18 protein-coding genes are annotated in these 20511 nt (G+C 41.1%); 16 read left to right on the top strand and 2 right to left on the bottom strand.

Annotated elements, in window-relative coordinates:
* The first annotated feature begins 17 nt into the window (after positions 1–17).
* The 5 genes from KNO71_RS10065 to KNO71_RS10045 all read left to right on the top strand — a co-directional run bounded on the left by KNO71_RS10065 (position 18) and on the right by KNO71_RS10045 (position 7248).
* Positions 18–1628 carry a stalk domain-containing protein gene (locus KNO71_RS10065; RefSeq protein WP_214688437.1) on the top strand — a complete coding sequence of 537 codons (1611 nt, stop codon included), beginning with the start codon at positions 18–20 and terminating at the stop codon, positions 1626–1628.
* 193 nt (positions 1629–1821) lie between these two features.
* A complete protein-coding gene (locus KNO71_RS10060) occupies positions 1822–3057 on the top strand; it encodes an SH3 domain-containing protein (protein ID WP_214688436.1) in 1236 nt (411 codons plus the stop codon).
* 117 nt (positions 3058–3174) lie between these two features.
* Positions 3175–6339, top strand: a complete 3165-nt coding sequence (locus tag KNO71_RS10055) for a hypothetical protein (protein ID WP_214688435.1) — start codon at positions 3175–3177, stop codon at positions 6337–6339.
* A 144-nt stretch (positions 6340–6483) separates the two neighbouring features.
* Positions 6484–7047, top strand: coding sequence for a thymidine kinase (locus KNO71_RS10050; protein ID WP_214688434.1), 564 nt, complete (start codon positions 6484–6486; stop codon positions 7045–7047).
* A gap of 18 nt (positions 7048–7065) precedes the next feature.
* Positions 7066–7248 carry a hypothetical protein gene (locus tag KNO71_RS10045; protein ID WP_214688431.1) on the top strand — a complete coding sequence of 61 codons (183 nt, stop codon included), beginning with the start codon at positions 7066–7068 and terminating at the stop codon, positions 7246–7248.
* A 46-nt stretch (positions 7249–7294) separates the two neighbouring features.
* Here the strand turns inward: KNO71_RS10045 and KNO71_RS10040 are convergent, their stop codons facing one another.
* Positions 7295–8599 (bottom strand): replication-relaxation family protein, encoded by a 1305-nt coding sequence (locus tag KNO71_RS10040; protein ID WP_214688429.1) that lies wholly within the window; start codon positions 8597–8599, stop codon positions 7295–7297.
* Between the two features lie 270 nt (positions 8600–8869).
* On the bottom strand, positions 8870–9148 hold the full coding sequence (locus KNO71_RS10035) for a hypothetical protein (RefSeq protein WP_214688427.1): 279 nt from the start codon (positions 9146–9148) through the stop codon (positions 8870–8872).
* A gap of 198 nt (positions 9149–9346) precedes the next feature.
* On the opposite strand from KNO71_RS10035, the gene KNO71_RS10030 reads away from it, so the two are divergent.
* The 11 genes from KNO71_RS10030 to KNO71_RS09980 all read left to right on the top strand — a co-directional run bounded on the left by KNO71_RS10030 (position 9347) and on the right by KNO71_RS09980 (position 20501).
* The gene (locus KNO71_RS10030) at positions 9347–10327 is read left to right on the top strand and encodes a helix-turn-helix domain-containing protein (protein ID WP_214688425.1); all 981 of its coding nucleotides are present in this window, start codon (positions 9347–9349) and stop codon (positions 10325–10327) included.
* A gap of 223 nt (positions 10328–10550) precedes the next feature.
* Entirely contained in the window at positions 10551–12191 is a 1641-nt protein-coding gene (locus KNO71_RS10025; RefSeq protein WP_214688423.1) for a CpaE/TadZ family protein, read from the top strand.
* A gap of 12 nt (positions 12192–12203) precedes the next feature.
* Entirely contained in the window at positions 12204–12989 is a 786-nt protein-coding gene (gene cpaB, locus KNO71_RS10020; RefSeq protein ID WP_214688421.1) for a Flp pilus assembly protein CpaB, read from the top strand.
* 129 nt (positions 12990–13118) lie between these two features.
* Positions 13119–14549 carry an ATPase gene (locus KNO71_RS10015; RefSeq protein WP_214688419.1) on the top strand — a complete coding sequence of 477 codons (1431 nt, stop codon included), beginning with the start codon at positions 13119–13121 and terminating at the stop codon, positions 14547–14549.
* Between the two features lie 92 nt (positions 14550–14641).
* Complete coding sequence (locus KNO71_RS10010; protein WP_251030835.1) at positions 14642–15970, top strand: TadA family conjugal transfer-associated ATPase; 1329 nt, start codon at positions 14642–14644, stop codon at positions 15968–15970.
* A gap of 224 nt (positions 15971–16194) precedes the next feature.
* Positions 16195–17145, top strand: coding sequence for a type II secretion system F family protein (locus KNO71_RS10005; RefSeq protein WP_214688417.1), 951 nt, complete (start codon positions 16195–16197; stop codon positions 17143–17145).
* 13 nt (positions 17146–17158) lie between these two features.
* Complete coding sequence (locus KNO71_RS10000) at positions 17159–18040, top strand: hypothetical protein (RefSeq protein ID WP_214688416.1); 882 nt, start codon at positions 17159–17161, stop codon at positions 18038–18040.
* 136 nt (positions 18041–18176) lie between these two features.
* Entirely contained in the window at positions 18177–18389 is a 213-nt protein-coding gene (locus KNO71_RS09995) for a hypothetical protein (protein ID WP_214688415.1), read from the top strand.
* Positions 18390–18660: 271 nt separating this feature from the next.
* Positions 18661–19236 (top strand): hypothetical protein, encoded by a 576-nt coding sequence (locus tag KNO71_RS09990; protein WP_214688414.1) that lies wholly within the window; start codon positions 18661–18663, stop codon positions 19234–19236.
* Positions 19190–19882, top strand: a complete 693-nt coding sequence (locus KNO71_RS09985) for a hypothetical protein (protein ID WP_214688413.1) — start codon at positions 19190–19192, stop codon at positions 19880–19882. Before KNO71_RS09990 ends, KNO71_RS09985 begins: the two co-directional genes overlap by 47 nt.
* Positions 19883–19991: 109 nt before the next feature.
* On the top strand, positions 19992–20501 hold the full coding sequence (locus KNO71_RS09980; RefSeq protein ID WP_214688412.1) for a prepilin peptidase: 510 nt from the start codon (positions 19992–19994) through the stop codon (positions 20499–20501).
* Positions 20502–20511: the final 10 nt, after the last annotated feature.

The following is a 20511-nucleotide window of genomic DNA, read 5'->3' as shown; positions in this document are numbered from 1 at the left end:
AAGGGTGTGGAGTACACATGGGGAAGAATAAAAAATGGATGGCGGTAGGGTTGGCTACTGCTGTGACTCTATCCGGATGGACAACGGTCATGCAACCGTCAGCCGTCTATGCAGAATCAGGATTCCCGTTCAACCAAGATGCGAAAAAAGCATATGAGGCGGTACTTCCGTTAGTCATCAAGGCGGAAAAGACAAGGTCAGAGAAAGATGTCACTGCGGCTTATCAAGCATTTATCAAAATCACAGACAAACTCTCAATCGAAGATGTTTCGATTTATGAAGAAGGAAATGAATTAGATATGCTATACGAACGCTTAAAGATGACATTATATGCTATGCCTAAGACATATCAGGACAAGGAAATCCCTAAAATGGCGAACAAATGGGTTGAAGAGGTCAGAAAATCGCTTAACAGTGTCATGAAATTCTACTTGATAGATTTAATTGACACAAATACGAATAAGTCGATTGATGACGAACTTAAACTTGTTAATCGTAAGCTCGATTTTTATATGACAGTCAAAGACCCTACGGTCAAGCTACCAGAAGATTGGGACAATTCGTTGGATGATATGTATGATGACTATGTAAAAGATGAGCAAAAACCTGTATCGGAAGGTAGTGTTAAACCCCCTGGTGCAGGAACGCCCGGAAATAAACCAAACTCCAATGCGAGCAATTCTATTCCAGACTTCAATCAGACAGGCGGGGGAACAGAACAAGTCCAAATCGGAGACACTTGGTATGAGGTGAGTTATTCCTATGTAAATGGAAAGGTCGTTCAAACCGGTAAAAAGAAATTAAGTCGTGAAAGTCACCCTTATCTGTATGGATATTCAGCGACTTCAATTAAAGGTAATGACTCCCAAGCTTCAGAAAAGAACCCATTCTTGTCAATTGATAAAACTAAACTTGACTACCTGACGAACGACCAAAATGCAGAGTCGGAATATACCATTCAGTATTCTCTCGACAAGCAATCAGAAAATCCGTACTATTTCGACACAGGGTTACGAGTAGATAAGAATATGAATGCAAACTATGAACAGTATAAAGATGTACTTTATCAAATTGCAGTCAAGTCTGGTGGGTATGTTGTTGAAGACAACGGAAGAGTCCTGATTGTCATCGACAAGAAACCGATTGTGGTGAAAGACATCAAGAAAAACTATTCGGAAAGAGAAATCGAAAAATTGTTTGAAGAATTCCCGAACATCGACATTCGAATCTTTAAAACTCGAATCGGATTAAGTACATCTCTCGAACAGCAAGTCGTAAGCAAACAAGCCAAAACGGTAAGCATCGATGGGAAGAAGATGGAAATGTCTAATTCACCGATTGTACGTGACAATCGTGTCTTGCTTCCGTTAAAAGAAGTATCCGAAGCATTAGGTGCAACAGTTGAACAGCAAGAAGATAAATTCATTGTCCGCAAAGGTGAGGCAAGTGTGGTCTATCAACTGAAGAGTACGTTTGTCACATCAAAAGGAAAGAAAGTCGATATCGGCATCGCTCCTGATGTCAAAGAAGCGACACTTTTTGTTGAAATGAACGAACTTTCAAAAGCATTCGACTATATCCTTCTATGGGACGCAGACAGCTCCGAATTATCATTCAACAAAAATTAATTCATAACGAAAACGGGCGAGAGTCCGTTTTTTTGTATGTACAATTATGTTTTGACTATATGTTAAATACAATTAGATATATTGAAGAAAGAGAGGTGTCGAGTGTTTTAGTAAAAAAAACTTGACTAATTGGAAAAGGATGCTTATACTGTAATCAAGTAAACTATATGGAATTTCGAGAGGATGAAAATAGATGGAAAAGTCAAATTTCAAGAAAAAAATGGCAGTTGTAGTCATGTCGCTTGGGCTTCTCACTGGTGGTATTTTTGCAGGGCAAGAATTAGCCAAAGATGATTCTCCCGTTGTGAGACATGCGGCGACCACAACTAAATTCAAGACGAAAACTTATCAGACGACAGCAAATCTGATTGTACGAAGTGGAGCCTCTACTAAATATAAAGCGATTACTAAAATCCCTAAGGGAGCCAAGGTCACGTCAAGCCTCAGAATCGGAAACTGGTACAAGGTGACATACAAAGGGAAAACCGGTTACTCTTATGGAAGCTATCTGAAAGAAGTGAAAGCGTCAACAGTAAGTAAGAATTCATCGACTTCGGTGTCTTACAAGACAACTCGTTCACTTGCTTTGAAGTCTGGGCGTAGTACCAAATATAAGACACTCACAACTATTCCGAAAGGTAAGTCTGTTAAGTACGTGAAGGCATACGGTTCTTGGACAAAAGTCTCATACGGTTCGAAGACTGGGTACGTTCCGACGAAATATATCTCTAAAGGGACAACCGCATCGAAACCATCGACTTCGGTGTCTTACAAGACAACTCGTTCACTTGCTTTGAAATCTGGACGTAGTAGCAAATATAAGACACTCACAACCATTCCAAAAGGCAAGTCTGTGACTTTCGTCAAAGCTTACGGCTCTTGGACGCAGGTCAAGTACGGTGCGAAAACAGGATATGTCCCTACTAAGTATGTCTATGACCCGAAAAAGGTAAAACCAACTCCAACACCTAAACCAACGAACAATTTGTCTGCTGTTGAAAAGGCAAAATTATTCGAAACGGTATTTAAACGTGAGTCAGGTTCGGTTGATGGTCAATTCAAGCTCAACCATACGGTCAAACAGACCGGAGACGTGATGAATTTCGGTTCTTCAGGAATGGTTTTCTCCGAAAATCGAGGGGTCATGTTCTTTGACCGAACGAATTACAATGCGGCTTATGAGCGTTCAGATGTATTTGGAAAGGAAGTTCAAGAAGAGTACAAACTTTGGTACGACAAATATAACTCGGCTATCAAGGTTTATGTGACGGCTACAGCAGGAGCGGGACATTATGATGCATTTCGTAAGGAATTTGAAAAATTCGCTTACAACGCCGGTTCCGGAAAAACGATTGTAGTCAAAACATTCGGTGGAAAGGCATTCGAATTCGAAGCATTTGGCTCTTCTCTTCGAATTGAAACAAAATAAGTAACGTAACGGTATCGATTCGGTACCGTTTTTTTGTGGTTGAACAACTAAATAGTGAATACTCTATCCTCCACTATATAGAATAAGAAAGATTATAAAAAGGATGGAGGGAATTACATGAATACAACAATTAAAAAATCACTCCTTACTGGAGCTGTGTTTACTTTGGCATTGTCTGGACACTCCACTCCAACCATGGCGAAGGATTATATCAATGGCGGAGACTCATCACTTATTCCGCACCCATGGGATAAGACCGCAATGGCGTTCATTAAAAAAAACGAACGTGCTGAGTGGTATTCAAAACTAGGAAGTCCATTGGTATACAAGACATACAAAAACGGAGTCTATTTTTATTCCCCAGTACGCCCACGTGACGTGAAGACCGGCTTGTCTAACTATTCCGGTGTGTATGAGAATGTCAAAACTAAAAAAGCAGGAAATGTCAGCGCATGGACGACCAGTGGTCTACTTGCCTCTAAAAGCAATCACAACTTTAAAACAAAAGCTAAGTCGGTTGCGAGTGTGAAAAAGGGAACTGCAGGCGGTTTTGTTTCAAGTGTAAACATGGATACAACAGGGAGTTTCGCAGGTCGGTTCGGTGAGTGGCGTTACCTCGGTTACAGCTCTGATGCGACAACGACTGGGAATGCCTTCTTCCCTGAGGATTATGGCTACAACTATCATCCTTTCAGCTATCCTTATGTCACGAAACCTTGGCAGAGCTCAAAATTACCGAACTATGTCCCTGGTTCAAAATTTGACACCGCACGTCGTATCACACAATCGATGATTAATGCTGAGAAAGACCCTCAGAAACGAGATAAATTGGAAGAAGAGAAGAAGCACTACGACATGAAATATAACCTTGTCAAGAAACTTCTAGACCAGAACCCTGCTATGAAATCCCATAAAGGCAAAAACTATTCCGTCTCGTACTGGATGGAACGTCTCTCGTTGACGGCTCCGGCACTTCATAATACCGGATTCTTACGAGGAATTTGGAATGTAAGTTCTTCAAGCAATCCTGTCTATCGTTACATGGAATATGCGGTAATCAATGACGTTGAACAACGAAATATGATGATTACACGTATGGAAGTAATCGAGAAGAGCACAGGAGATGTGGTAGGGGTGTACACAAATACAACCCCAGGGAAACGAACCGGACAAGTTTCGTATCGTGGAGAGAAAGTACTTTACACTCAAACAAAGTACGACCTTAAAGTAACGGTCAAAAACTTGAACAATACCGCTACCCGATTGTCGCAATCAGTCATTGAGACAGGGTTCAAGAAGAACTATGACCCAACCATTTCTTATCCATCGAACTTCCGTGGTAAAAACGGCAACGAGTTCTTGAAAGCGGTGAAAGGAAGTAAAATTTCGGCGAAAGGGTCGATGAACTTCTATTTAAGAGACATCGTCATCCCTGATGACCAAGCGGATAGCTCTGTCATGTTGACAGGTCTTATCGGAGCTGACCATCGCAAAGAGTCACAAGACAATCTAAACACGGATGATGATGCGGCAATCCTCCCAATTGCAGTTAAAGCGAAACCAGGGGATATGGAAATGGAGAAGATTGAGTTAATCGGTGAAAATGGCGATGTCGTTGCACAACCCATCCCTGGTGAGAAGTATCGTGTACGCTACACTTATGAATATAACGGTGGAGACATTCGATATGCAGACTACGAGAAGAAGAAAGATAAGGACGGGAACGTCTATTACGAGTTCAAGAAATGGATTTATCCTTATGTCCGACTTTCTGTCGCATCAAACATCGAACGTAAATTGCCACGTGGAGCTTCCGATTATTCTCAAGAAGTTATCACCTTGAACGAACAAGTTCGAAATGGTCAGAAGTTTACCTTCACAACGAAGGAAGCTGTGTTGTATGAAAACCCATATGTAAAAGCTACTGGCGACTTTGAAATCTCGGATGGATACAGTAGATATAATCAAGGGAACGATGTTCATACGAAGACATGGCAACGACCATATGATTATGGCGTCGAGAACCTTCAGGTCGTCCCTCGTACAGAACGTTCTGCAACAGGAGATAAGATGAAAGTTGCCGTCAGCTTCACTCTGACTCAAGACGCTCCTTCAGAAGCGGTCAAGAAAAACTTCCAAGAAGACATCGATTTCTCTGTGACACTTGATGGGAAGACAGAGTACTTCTCAGAACATGTCGTAGAAGGGAAAAATAAAAACATCGTAATTGAAATGGATGCTGACGTGAAGCCTCACGATTGGATGGCGGCTACCGTTCACATCAATGATACCGACGATGCTTGGGAGTATTCTAAGACGAAAGATGTCAAAGCTAACAACAAAGCATCAACACTTGGAAATCTTGGACTCATCTCGTTGCCTAAGGGAGACAATTACGGGAATGCCAATACTTCCGGATATGTATCTGGATATATGCTTTCACCTAGCGATGAAGAATGGGTACGCAACACTTCATCTTCATGGACTCAAGAATACAACGTGACAAGCTTCAAGGGAGAGCGTATCCCATATCGTTCGAAGAGCGGAAACGAGTATGTCTTCACGAAATATGTGAACAAACCGAACGTTTCTATCAAACGAGTTGAACAAGAAGAATCTTACAAGATTCAGCGTGTTCTGTTCCGCTCGAAATTCACGAAAGACAACCGTGAACAGCTCGGAGCAGATGCTTACGGTTGGGTTGATATGCTAACAGCTTCTAGACTTCCTCGAATCAAAGCCGGTTACGGGTACGAGCTCAAGGTTGAAGTCGCTTATAAGACGAACGCATTCAGCACACAACCATCAGCGGTGGCGATTCCTAACTTCCAAAATCGCTTGAAGAGAACTGGCGAAGGTGTATCGGTACGCCCGTTCAACGTAGAACCAAACATTCCAAAAGACATTTTCATCAAGGCACCAGGTCTAGACAAAGCACTTTCAGTCTCAGGTGCTAATGGAACAGCTCCAATGTTGGTCTTAGATGAGAAGGCAAGTAAACTTGGTAACGTTGAGAATCAATTGTTTGTCTATAAACTTAAGACAACAAGCGACATGGGTATCACTGAACCAGGGAAGTTGTATATTGGAGAAGATGTGAAGGACGGCGAGTATAAACTCGAAGTCTGGACTCCTCAAATCAATGGTGTGCCAACTAAAAATCTTGATGAAGTAAATGGTTTGAGTGTCTATGAGCCAAATCTATTAGGCGATAATCATGACCTTCGTTTTGAAGTGAAAGGGTCAGCAACTGATGACCTTGTGGACAGCATTATCCAGTAACACTCGATGTATGCCAATAAAGGAGGATGAATGATGATTTCATCCTTCTTTTTGTCTGTCCAATAACGAATTGTCACATTAAATGGCATAGAATATCACGAGAGAATATATGAATGACAACATAGACAAAAGGGAGTGGGTAAAATGACAAAAAAAATCAAAGAGGGTTTGATTGTGGAGTGTGGTTCGATGTTTAGTGGCAAGAGTGATGCGATTAGGCGAAAGGGGAAACGCTATGAATATGCCGGATTGCGCACCATCTTTATAAAACCACAATTGGACAATCGTTACAGCGAAACATATCTCATGACACATGATGGCAACAAGGTGCTTGCAACAAGCGTCTGTGAACATTTAAGTATCATTGAAATGGATGAAGTGAAATCTGCAGATGTCGTCCTGATTGACGAAATCCAGTTCTTTTCTAGCAATATCATATCAGATATTCAATCATTGATTCAGATGGGGAAGCGTGTCTATGTTGCGGGTCTGGATTTGGATTTCAAAGGGAATCCGTTTTACGTCACGCAACAGCTGATGAGTATAGCCGATGAGGTGAATAAACACAAAGCAGTTTGTATGGGATGCGGTGAGGATGCCTATATAAGTCACAAGAAGATACCCAACGATAAAATAGTTGAGCTTGGTCATAGTGATTTATACGAGGCACTGTGTCGCCATTGTTACGACTCTAAAAAAGAAAAATAATGAAAGGAAGGATGTATCATGTATAGAAAAGAGAAAACGATACATCAATTGAAAAAAGATGTCCTGTTAGCCTATCTCAGAAAGAAGACTCCAGGTTTGAGTGAAGCATCTCTCCAATATCTAGATGCAGAGTACGAAAAAAACCGTGAAGCACTCGAAAAGGAGATTGCTAAGGCGAATCGTGAATATATACAGCAATAAGAAAAGAGACCTCAATGTAAGGTCTCTTTTCTCGTTATTTAGGAAACTAGATTAAATCTTCTCTAAGATTGCTCTCAAATACCCGCTCAGTGAGACCATCATTTGTAAAGTGATACAAGTTCCCTTGTTGGTCTACTTGAAAGAGGGCATCATGAAAGTCTCTTTTCTCCAACCTGGTGACAGTAGTGAAAAAGACATTGTCAGGGTTTTTTATATCCGTGACTAGCAAGTCTTTATACAATGTCTGCTCGTCAGAAACAACCACGATATATGGTATTTCTCGTTGCATCTTTAATCGGTACGAGTTCGAGTTCCGCTTGTGATAACTTATCTTATGCAGAACAGATAACGGTTGACTTGAATAATCATCGATTAAAAATTCTTGGACTCTCCCGAAGAGAGAACGAATCTCACCATCAGCATTCAACCGACGAATGTAATATTCATAGGTGGTATCGTGAAGCATGTTCCGAAGGCGTTCCGCCGGTGCAATCCCGAAGTCATGATACTGATACAAGAGCCGTAGAATCTTTGCTTTTGTGTCATTTTGGTAAACCATGTCTGGAATCAGCTCTTCGAACACGAGATGTAATAGTTCCTCACGGGAACCGATATGCATATCAAACCCTTCTCCGAAGACATCAATGATTGTTTGAGATGCGGTGAATCTCACGATATCTTTTCTCGATTCGAGATTCCGGTTTGTCTGAGTGACGAATAGCACGACAATCTTCTTCTCCTTCTCATTGTATTCTTGAGAACGAAAGAAATCTCGGTAATGATTCCATTTGTCTATCAACTGTTTCTGGCTCTCTGTCCCCATATCCATCTCGATAAAGAAATCCGTATCAAAAATTTGAATCAATCCGTCCGGACGAATGGCGAAGTATTGTGAGACATACTTTTCGTCAAAATAGTTAAAGGTGTGCCCCAACTCATCTGCGATTGCCGAAAATTCTAAAACGAACTGATTCAAATGAACCTGGTGGTTGATAAGTCTAGGGCTCATTCGCAATTCACCCGCACGATAATACCCACGTTTCACCGTTTTCGTGTCGGGGTTGAATATCTGAGCCGGCAATTGGACAGCTTCTCTTACAATATCAACACCATTCGTCGTCAGGAACAATGCGAAATTATCCACATGGAATCCCACTTTCTCGACGACACCGATTTCAACCAATTTATCCAATCGCTCACTTTCAAATTCTACGAATGAATCATAGATATCCTTATAAAGAACCCGATACGCTTGGCGCACGGTCAAACAACGGAAAAGATAAAGCTTGTGCAGGAGTTTGATATCAACCCTTTCAAGCTTATTAATCGCATCTCTCAATTCTTTGCGCATTGGCTTCTCCTCCTTTATAGAAATAATCTTTTAACTTCTTTTTCTATGTGATTTTCTTAGGATTTACAACTGTGCTTTTGTCGGACTAGAGCTAAATATAGGCGTGTAGTCAAAATATAAATGATAAAATTATTAATATATTTGTTGACTTTTTGTGCAAAAATGTTTTACATTATAGACAAGAAAAAAAAAAGAGCCGATTGATTCGACTCTTTTCTATCCAATGACACGTTTCACTGTTTTCGAAGAAATGGGTGATGAGGTTACGACTCAAACAGTCAGAGATACCTCCTCAATTTTATGAGGGTGCTTCTGGAAGTAAGCATTAATCTTTTCGATGATTCGTCCAGTTGTCTCTAAGTCCATGCGTTTGAGTTGATAATCAAGAGTAGCTCCATCATATCTATCCATTATTAACTCTACCATTTTATCGCAGATTGCGTTCGTGTTACATTGTTCCGAGGGTTCCAATCCGTTGATGGCTTCTTCCAGTAAACGTTTTGTGCCTCGTGACATTTTAGTCTTTTCTACTTTTTTAATCTGATTCATGATGGTTTCCCCCTTCGCAAGAAGGCGAAAAATATTTTTGACTTTTGTCAAAAAAGTGGTTTAACGAATATCTCCCCTGGGTAAATTAAGAGTAGATGAGTTGGTTTGGTCAGAACTAACGTCATCAACTGTTTTTAGTATAGTTAATTTTTTGACTATTGTCAAATAAAAATGAAAAAATTTTTTGGAGGAATACTTATGGTTAATCAAAATAATAAATGGGCGTCAGTAACAGAGGAACTCGACCAAAAAGATATTATGCGTGCAAATAAATTGATTCAAATGCTCGAAAAGGATGATGCAGTGGACAATATTCCTGCTATCGAAAAGGAATTTGATGCCATTCAATCCGAATGGAAGAACCGAATTATCACTGCAGACTTTTTAAACAAACTCTACCGTGCATTAGAAGCATTGAAATTTGCAAAAGCTCATAACGAGGGGTTGAAGATTACTCGTTCTACGCTATTCTATGAATTGATTGAGAGCCATAACTGGACTCCAGTTCAAGAACTATGGAAGGAACTTGATGAAGCTGAGGAGAAACATAAAAAGGTTCCTCAAGAAGAAATTGAACGCATTGAAGATAAATACAAGAAGACTATGGAATACATCATCACAGAGATTGGTGTCGGATACCAAGGTATCATCGAACGTGAATTTGAACGACGCATTCGAATTCTGAAGAAGCGTCTAGAGCGTGGCGTGACAACAGACTTTAGCGTTTGGTTGAGAACTGCACGAAAACAAAAAGGCTATACACTACAGCAATTGGCAGAGAAGGCAGGTCTTTCGGTCTCTTATATTCATCGCTTTGAAAAAGGGCAACGTACCGCTCCTTCAGTTACGTTGGTCGTGAAACTAGCAAAAGCACTCGATTATGACCCGACAATGGTACTCAGCATGATTGGACAAGGTGGAGCCGTAGGCGATTTCCAGACAACAAGTTCAGAACCAGTTGAGTTGCTTGAGTTATTGGGAGTCACGCCGCTCAAGGTGAACGGTAAGAAACTCGGCACCACTGAGAAAAATATGCTCTTATCCATTTTGGATTCAGTCGTGAACACGGAATGGGATGACGAGGAAATGTGGACTGAAGGAAAAGACCTCTTCATGAAGATTGTGAAACTACAGAAAAAATTGAAATCTAGCGGTACTAAGACAAAATCTAAAAAATAAACCATTATGAATATTGAACTATCAATATATCTATAGAAACTTGCTTCAATATAGAATGGCGACAGACCTCGTGGTGAATATCCACGGGGTCTTTTTATTTATTCAGCATACGACCTGTTTGGATTCATACTCTGACGCTCCTGTAGATATAATACCGAAGATTAATGTCTATCCTATCTTTCTCGATAGGTCTGATGGAAAAATAGGAAGGAGATGAACCACCATGAATCATAGCAAACCAAAAGAAAAGATTTTATTGGCGATTGGAGTCCGTACTCTTGAAGAATATTTCAAGAACGAGTTGGGAAACGAGTTTCACTTTGTCGGAACCTCAACTTACCGTGAAGGTGTTTTGAAGAACATTGAGCAAAATGCGCCAGACATCGTCATCCTCCGTGAGCAATTAAAAGGCACTGAGCGTATCAGTGAAATCATCTACAACATTCGAACGCATCATCCAGAAGTTCGAATCATTTTCGTTACCGGTTCACGAAATCCCGGAGATGCATTGTTAGCATCACTTGTGAACCTACAGATTTTCGATATTCTTGCCGAAGAAAAAGTTCCGGCAAAGAAAATCATCGACCTGGTTCGACACCCGAACCAGTATCATCATGTATCTCACTTGCAACCTAAGCCGGTCATCGATGAGTCTTCGAATGAAATTCTTTTTCAACCACCTCAAACAAGAGAGGTAGTGCGCCATGTAGAAAAAACCGTGTTCGTAGAACAAAAGGTGGAACAAAAGGAGATGGAACAATCACCAAATCCACCTGAGGTTCGTGAGAAAAAATCTAGAGGATTCTTCGGTTCAAAAAAAGAGGAACCAGTCCACGTAGACACACCGGATTCGATTCCGGATGTGGAGCCACAAGAATCTGGAAGCAAAGGGTTCTTCGGTCGAAAGTCAAAGGCTCAACCTGTTTTAAATGAAGACTACGAGAATGCAGAGCGATTAAAGCTGAAGACTCTTGAACTACAGAGAGAAGTTGACTTACACAAAAACAACCAAGAAGCCGAGGCATTTGTAAAACGAGAGCTCTCGAAAAACGGTAAACAGAAAATCTTGACATTCATCGGGAGCGAACATGGAGTAGGGAATACCCAAATCGCATTGAACACCTCTATCCAGTTGGCATTGAGCGGATATAAAACGATTTATATCGAGTTAAAAGAGAGACCATCCACGGTCGATTATCTTTACCAATTACACCGTAATATGTCCAACGGCTTGGAAGCGGCGCTATTCGGCTTAGAGACCGGTGATTACTCCGGCGTTCATAAATCGATTGTTCGAATGAAGGAAGTTATCGAACGGACAAATGGTGGAGATGTCATGCTCAATGCATATAAACTGTTCCCGAACAATTTGGACTTCTTGTTCTTTTCTCCGAGCTATACCGAGTCATCGAATGAGATTTCTGCAGGGAATCCTCAGACATTGAAAGAGCTGTGCATGCACCTGCTCTTCGAGGCAGGCTATCATTACATCATTCTTGATGCTGATATGGAAAAGAGCAATCCTTATACCGAGACGGCACTTCGCTTTGGGACACAAGTTTTCTATACGTTGACACAAGATATTTGTCATGTCGGCAATAGCGTTCGACAGGTAACTGAATACAGCAAGAGCATAAACTTGGTCGATAAACTCTATTATGTAGTAAACAAATATGAGGATTCAGAACTCGACAAGCGAGCAATCTCAGATTGGTTGAAACATGAGGTACACATGGTTGTCCCGAACACCCATAAGGACTTCGTGAATGCGAACTATCACGGCATTCCTGCTGTTTTAGGGTCGAGAAACAAGGAACTCAAAAAGGCGTTTGTTGAAATTGCTAAAACTATCGAAAACATGTAAGGAGGAGATAAGATGAAAGGTAAAAAAATTGCAATGATGTTGCTACAAGCCACAGGGGTTCTTGTTTTTTCCGGTGGATTCTATGTCTACACGCAGAAGCAAATCGAACCGGTCAAAGTATATCAATTCAGTCGTGACATCGCACCGAACACTCAGATTTCCGCTTCAGATTTAATTGAGGTTGAAATTCCTGAAAAAGCCGTGAACTCGACGTTTGAATTGTCGATGGATGACATCATCGGAAAGTACAATTCGACAAAGGTGTACAAGAATGAATATGTTGTGAAGCCAAATATCGTCAGTAAGGAAAATGTTGACCCGTTCGAAAGCCTAGACCTTTCGAAACTTCGAAAGGTATCTATTCCAGTCACATATAGTGAAGGGATTGGCGGTAACGTCAAACGTGGCGACCGAATCGATTTGATTTATGTTGGTCAAGAATCAAAAGATGGAAAATCGTACAGCTATTCAAAAACATTTATGTCGGACGTTCTTGTCTTTGCGGCAACGACATCTGAAGGTTTCGAATATCGAGACCGCACTCAAAACGTCAAAGGTGAACAGGCAGTCGAAGAAGGAAAAGAGTTAGAAGCTCAAGCTGACACTGGCGAACTTGCACAGCTCATTTTAGCCGTAACGCTCGACCAAGCCGAAGAGATTCAAGCTCGAATGAAGACGGGTAACATCCGAGTTGCGGGTCAATTCAACAAATCTGAAGAATACGATACTTCTGGTTACATCCATGGAGACTTCTCGAAAGTATTCTCAGGTGAGGGTATTGCGGAATCCAACAAATAAAAGAACCTTAACGGGTTCTTTTTTTATTGAATCAGCATACGACATTTTATGGGGAATGTTTTGACCCTTAGATGAAATAAGATATATGAAACATAAGGAAAACACGCTTTAAAAGAAGGGGGAATTTGTATGAATAATCAGGTATTACTCGCTACGGGTTATCGTCAAATAGATGAGATAGTACTGCAGTTTAGTGGATATGAATTTGTCGGTCAAATCAATTTTCGACATGAACTCATGTCTGCTGTCCAAAAGCTGAAACCTAATATGGTTATGGTGTCAGATATGTTGACCGGAAATGAAGATTTGACAGAATTATTAGCACAGTTGAAACAAGAACATCCTCAGGTTCGTTTCTTATACATGACCGTGACTCCGAAGCCGAACGACGTTTCACGCTATATGGCGCTTGGTTCACTTGTTCTCGTGGGCATTCACCCGCTCCTCATTGAACAGAGTATCGCTCCAAAACAGATTGAATATGCCATGGAGAATCCTGTCCCACGTGAAGATGTCGCATTTCTATTGAAGTATCACAGAAAGTCTGCAGAGAAGGCTCAACTTTTATTCGATGTAGAACAAGATGTCGTACAAGAGGACGTTGAGGAGGACGGATATAAGAACGTCTACAATGTGTCATCGATTAAACCAGGAACGGGAAAAAGTTTCATCTCCACAAACATCCCGAGCATCATCGCAAAATACGGAAAGAAAAAGAATGGGAAATCCCCACGTATTGCATTAGTCGAGGCAGACTTACAAAACCTATCTTTAGGTACCTTACTCTCGATTGAAGATGATGACTATAACCTGAAAACTGCGATGGATAAGATTGCAACCATCGTCGATAATGATGGAAATCTTTCTGATGATGTCAGACGTGTCGAAGAAGTGAACAAGTTCGTCCTTCAATGCTTCCGTCCGTACCATAAACTTAAAAACCTTCACGTGCTCACCGGTTCAACATTGACGATGGAAGAGATTGAGAACATCCAACCATATCAATACATCTATTTGGTTGAACTAGTCGCCTCGGAATTCGACCTCGTATTCATCGACACGAATTCATCATTGGCACACGTCACGACGTATCCGTTATTGCGGTTAGCTACCAAAACGTATTACGTATTGAACCTTGACTTTAACAATGTGAGAAACAATACCCGTTACAAGACGACACTGGAGAATCTAGATGTCTTGCATAAGGTAGAGTACATCCTGAACGAGGATTATGTTCCAGAGTATATGAAAATGTATGGCGTCGAAGAGCCGGAAGAACTCGTCTTCACGTCTGAACATGTTCGAGACAGCGGGTTCAAACTCGCAGGTACGTTACCTATGATTCCGAAGTCCGTATTCTTGAACAGACTATATGCGGCGGAGCCGATTGTACTTGATGAAGGAGAAGCACCTTATACGCTTTTGCCAAAACTCGCTTTCGCTCGAATTGCGAACCAAATTTGGGAACTCGACAATCTAGAGTGGCTCGAACACGAATACCAAAAACAGCTACAAGATTTCCGGGACGGCAAGAAGAAAAAGAATTTCTTTACACGATAATCATTCGAAGAGGTGAATGCCTCTTCTTTTTTAACTGAAAAGGGGGAGATGATATGTCCATCGAAAAGAGTTTTAGGAGCTTCAAGCAAGACATGCAAAGAATGAAGGGTGTCAAGGAAGTCGGTACCATTTACTCATTTGAGGATGCCCTTGATATTGTCAGGGAGCATCTTGGGGATAAACTGAAAGGCGACGAAGGAATTGCACGTGATGAAGATGAGAAGAAGGACAAGTCTGCTCTTCGGAAATTAATTGAAGAAGCCAAATCTGATATCCGAGATATTGTTTACGGGCGGAACATTCGAGTTCGTAATACGGAACCTGAACAGTTCATCGAGCAAGCGGCACAAGAGTTTGTCGGTTACTCCGTACTTGCACCGGCTTTTTATGACCCTGGAGTCTCAGACGTGTACTGCATTGAATATAACAACATCAGAGTGGAGCGGAATGGTGTGGACGAGGTGTATGAACATCACTTCCGTTCGCCTAAGCATTATAAAGACTTTATTGACCGTGTGCTTCTTAAAGGCGGTTCAGGTGTTGGGAAAACTATCAACAACGGTGAAAACAAGATAGTCGATGCGGAATTTTATGGAGACCGTATCATTGCGACATCCAAAGTGATTACACCAAAGGATTACTCGCTCACGTTCCGAAAACATAAAGAGTCACATGTTACACTTCCAGAAATCATCGGACAGAATGTGATGAGTCAAGAGATGGCTGATTTCTTCGGTCATATCATCAAGGGTGAATTGAACTTTGTGTATGCAGGGATTACAGGTTCCGGTAAAACGACAACAATTCGAGCCCTACTTGACCACTACGTGTCCTTGTTGAACAAGCGGATGCTCGTCCTAGAGGACACTCAAGAACTGTATCCAAAAAACAAGCACACACTGGAGATGGTCACGCATAAGAATGCCAATGAAAAGCTAAACATCGACCTCTACGACTTAGGGGTTGCCGCTCTCCGACTAAAACCTAAATATATCGTGTATGGTGAGGTTCGAGGGAAAGAGGCACAAGCGGCGGTCGAATCGGCGGAGACAGGACATGCGACCATCTTTACGATGCATGGTGGGGAGCCTATCAATATTTTGAATCGACTTGTCACCAAATATTTAATGGCGATGCCGAATCTGGGCATCGATGTAGTCGAACGTATCATCGGGAATGCTATCGACTATATCGCCATTCAGGATGATATCCCTGAAATCGGCAGACGAGTCTCCATTATCTCTGAGGTTACCTTCAATGAGGAATCCGGTCGAACGCAATTGACACCAATTTTTGAGTTTGACTTTGAAAAAGAAACATTTGTCATGTTGAACAAAATGAGCCCTGACAAAGCGAAGAGAATGTTGCGACGTGGCGTCAAACGAGAAGAAATCAAACATTTGGTTGAAGGATGGGCTTGATAGCACACCAATTAAAGACGCTTTTTCTATGATGTATCTAACCGGACATCTTAGAAAATCGTCTTTTTATATGCCAATTTTGGCGATTGAACAAGTATTGAACAAATTTGAGTGTTGAGCACGGAACAACTTCAATAAGATATTAAAAAATTCATCTGATGAGTAGGTCTGTGTTGATGATGGGCTTTCAGGAAAATGTTTGAGTTAAAAAAGGAGATGATAATATGTTGATTTTGTTTATTGGATTGTTTGTTCTTTTCATGCTCATTCTCTCCGTCATGACGTTTATGTCCCGTGATGATGAAGGTGATGAAAATATTCTTGAGATGCGAAAACGACAATCGAAATCGAGCCTTCGAGAACTGGCTCTGAAGAAGAAACTGGAGGAAATGTTAGAAGACCGTGTTGAGGTTTCAAAGAAATTTGAGACAGAGTCTAGGCTCTTTCAGGCAGGTTTAAATCTTAGTTATGGTGAGTATCGAATTTTGACGATTCTGCTCGCTCTACTTCTCCCATTGACATCGCTCTTCGTAATGAAAAGTATCTATCAATTGCCGGTCTTGGCGATAATCGGTTTCTTCTTACCAGGACAAATCATTGAGTTTTTAAGAAATCGCAGATTGTCGGTCATCGAGAAACAAGTAGGGTCATTCATCAAACTTTCGATAGAACGATATTCATCCCACGGAGACTTCGGGAAGGCACTTCGAGATACGACGGATGATTTCAAGGGGAACGAGCCATTATATTCAGAGCTTCTTCGATTGAAGAACGACTTGGATTATGGACGCCCAATCAATGAAGCGTTGCGAGACTTGCATCGTCGTGTTGGGAATCAATATCTTTTATTGTTCACAGAGTTTTATGAGATTGCCTCAAGTCTTGGAACAAAGGACGCTCGTGATGGCTTGATGAGAGAAGTTTACAAGCAATATAGAGACAATGAAAAAATTAAGAGTAAGCTACGCAAAGAGATTGCGGGTCCTAAGAGGGAATCATTTGTTGTTCTCGCGGCTATTCCTTTTGTCATGATATATCAATCGTTTACATCTGACAGCTATCTCGATTTTATGTTACACACATCAACCGGACAGATGGGCTTGACTGTGATTTTGACCATCATGCTTGCTACATTCTGGTTTATCAATAAAAAAATCGGAGCACCGATTAATTAAGGAGGGATAATTTATGATGAATATTGTTTTCATATTGGCGGGAGCATTGTTGTTCTTCTTTTTCAGTCGTTCCCTGTTCGGGATGATGTTCTCGATGGATGACTATCGAAATCATCAGAAACGAATGAGGCAACTTCAATTCACAGATGAAGGAAAAGCGAAAATCGAGGGTACAGAAAAAGCGATTGAGACGGTGACGTCGCCGGTCATTCAATATCTATTACCGTTTCTCAAGAAAACTGATACCGAGAAGTTGAAGAGAGACTTGAAAATCTCAGGGTGGGATACTTACTACACTCTAGAACAATTCGTTGCAATGCGTCTTATCCTGAAAGGGATTGCTGTCGTTTCGGGAATCCTCTTATATCAAATCGCACCATTCTTTGGTGTCGTCGGATTTCTCGTGTTCTTTTTCGGATTCTCATTCCTGATGAAGAATGCGGCGGAAGAGAATCGGAAAAAAATCTTCAATTCATTCCCGGGGTTCATTCGAATCATTCAAGGTTATTTGTCGGCAGGGATTCCTTTGGCTACTGCCATCGAAGAGTCTTTCCCTTACATGTCGCCTGAATGGAAAGTAATCATGAAGAAATTCCTAGTGAATGCGAACCTCTTATCGCTCTCAGATGCGATTGCACGTTTGAATGAAGAAATTGATATTTTCGAGATTCAAGAATTCTTCTCCTTGGTGAAATTGAACCTTGAACAAGGAATCGATATCAATGAGAGTTTCTCATCGCAACGAGAAAAAGTGTTGGACATGCAGTACGAGGTCATCTTGAACAAAATTGGACAGCGTCAAATCATGGCAACACTCGTGCAGGCACCATCACTGTTAGCGCTGTTCGTTGCATTCGGTTTGCCGACGTTCCACTCCATGATGAACCTGACCTGATAAATATGTAGAACCAAGTTTTTTAAAATATTGGTTCTATATACTTATAAAGGCAATTGAAAGAATATAAGATAACAGAAATTGAAGGCAATCGCCTAAGATTGAAAATAATGTTTAGAGAAATGGGGGATACACTATGAAAAATATGATTCAACGTGCCAAATTCGTTTGTGGCGGTGAAGAAGGAGCAACGACTACGGAGTACATCATGATATTGGCAGTTGCTCTATTAATTGCAATTCCACTCTTCTTGTTTGGTTCTGAAATTCAAGAGTTCTTGTTCGGTTCTGCTGATTCTGTAGACAAACTCGACAAAGCAAACACAAACTTCAACCCATCGGGGCTCTGATAGTATTGTGTTAGACAGGGCGAAAACGCCCTGTTTTTTTATGTCTTCAATACGACATTGTTTTATATGTATTTTCTTAGTCAGCTATCTATAATACATCAATCAAGAATGTGAGGATGGTGAGAAAATGAAGACATATGACGAAATCAAAAATAGATTGTCCGAAGAACGAGGTTCTCAGTTCATTGAATTTACAATAGCTCTCCTACTTTTTGTTGTATTCATCGCATTTACGACTGACCTGCTCATCATAGGAGGGAAACGTTTTGGAGTGAACCAAGAGGTGACAGAAGTCGTCAGGGTGTTAGGGAAGCAGGGTGGTGTTGTCAAAGACACGCCAGATGGTTATCCCGGAGGAGACGACATGTACATGACGAGCAATGAGTTGCTCACAAAGATTGAACGGAAAATGGTGAGTACCGGTTTGGGGACTCGTGACGAAGGATTGTGGCAGGTGACACTATCTGAATATGACCGGAGCGGGAATCTCGTGCGAACTGGTCGTCTCACACCAGAAACCGTATTCGATGTGGACTACATGAACTCCATGGATGTAGAAATTCGTGCATCTTATCAATGGATGGGGATGAAGCTCATTCTGGGTAACATGTCTCCGACATCCAACGTCGGAGCAGAGCGACACACAGTCTCAGAATTCAAATATGATTTTGATGAATGGAAATCTGAAAGCTATACCAAAGATGCAGTAGAAGAAGAATGGGAAGAGACTGAGGATGATTATGTGCCTGACAATGTTGAGGATGGCTCTACAGCTGAAGAAGAAACGGGAGGTGAGTTGGATGCGGAAGAAGTGGAAGACATTACGTCAGGCTCAGAAGAGCTCTGATGGGCAATTAAATCACATTCAAGAACGTATCAAAAACAAGGACGGAGTATTTAGCATAATTGCTGTAATGCTGATTTTGATTATTGCAACAATAATTGCAGGATATACGGATATCATTGTTAAGAAATGGACAATCAACGAGGTACAGGCTGTAATGGATTTGTCCGGCGGAAACACCCTTAAAAAGAATGTCGATTTGAATCAACTTTACCAAGAAAAAATTGGTGGGGCGGGCTTTCGGTCTGATAAGAGTGAAGACCAGGTTCGAGAAGAATTGAAACAAGCCGTCGATGAGAGGTACCTTGAAAAACTTGAGGAAGCATATCGCCAAGAATTGTCGAATCAAGTAAAGGTGAACGACACGATACAGAGTGTAAAACTTGAAAACGTTCGGGCTAGTTTTGACTACTCGACATTCGGGCTTGGGAAAAATAAAAGTGAACGTCCTCGACCACAATTTGCCATTGATGCTCTTGTGCGCCTTGAAGTGAACACTTCAAATCATTTCGACATCGGAGAGAATTATACATCACAAGTATTCAATTCATTTGACAATGCTAACTTCTCGGTAACTGTTGTTGATAAAGCCAATGATGGCAAACAGACGTTGTTGGTGAGAAGTGTTACTCGACTAGTGTATCGGTAAGAGCGGAGTTCCGCTCTTTTTTATCGCCCTACTTAAATTTGACTATAGTCAAAATAATAGGTAGAATTTTTATATACTATTTAGTATGGATAGAGAGGTGTATCACACTATGGAGAAAATACATGACATTGCCTCACCAATGCTTTTCACGCCTGACGTCCTTGCCGTATTCATCGCATTTCTGACATATGCGAGCATCATGGATTTAAAAACAAGGAAAATATCAGACAACTTCAATCGGATTTTCTTACTTACGGCGCTCATGTTCATGTACTTGACGAACGTGCTCGAAGTATTTTCGATTAAACGTGATAGTTGGATGATTGCAAGCTATTCGAATTATATTGGAATGGCGCTCGGATTCTTAATCCTTTTCATTCCGGCATTTATCAAAAATGTCCCGATGGGAGGAGACATCAAATTGTCAGCTGTCGTTGGTTTTTGGGTCGGTGCAAAGGCAATACCCATCATCCTTCTGTTTGCTGTTTTAAGTGGATTCACATACGTAATGACTCGGAACATGCTCTACCCATATGTTTCCCGTCAAGAGTCTATCCCGTTCGCACCTTTCATTCTGGTAGGTTCAATTTTATTCTATGGCATCGCTATTTTCGTATAAGGAGATGATT

It is taken from the genome of Exiguobacterium sp. s163 (genome assembly GCF_018617135.1).
Classification (GTDB): domain Bacteria; phylum Bacillota; class Bacilli; order Exiguobacteriales; family Exiguobacteriaceae; genus Exiguobacterium; species Exiguobacterium profundum.
This window is presented reverse-complemented; position numbering and strand designations above follow the sequence as displayed.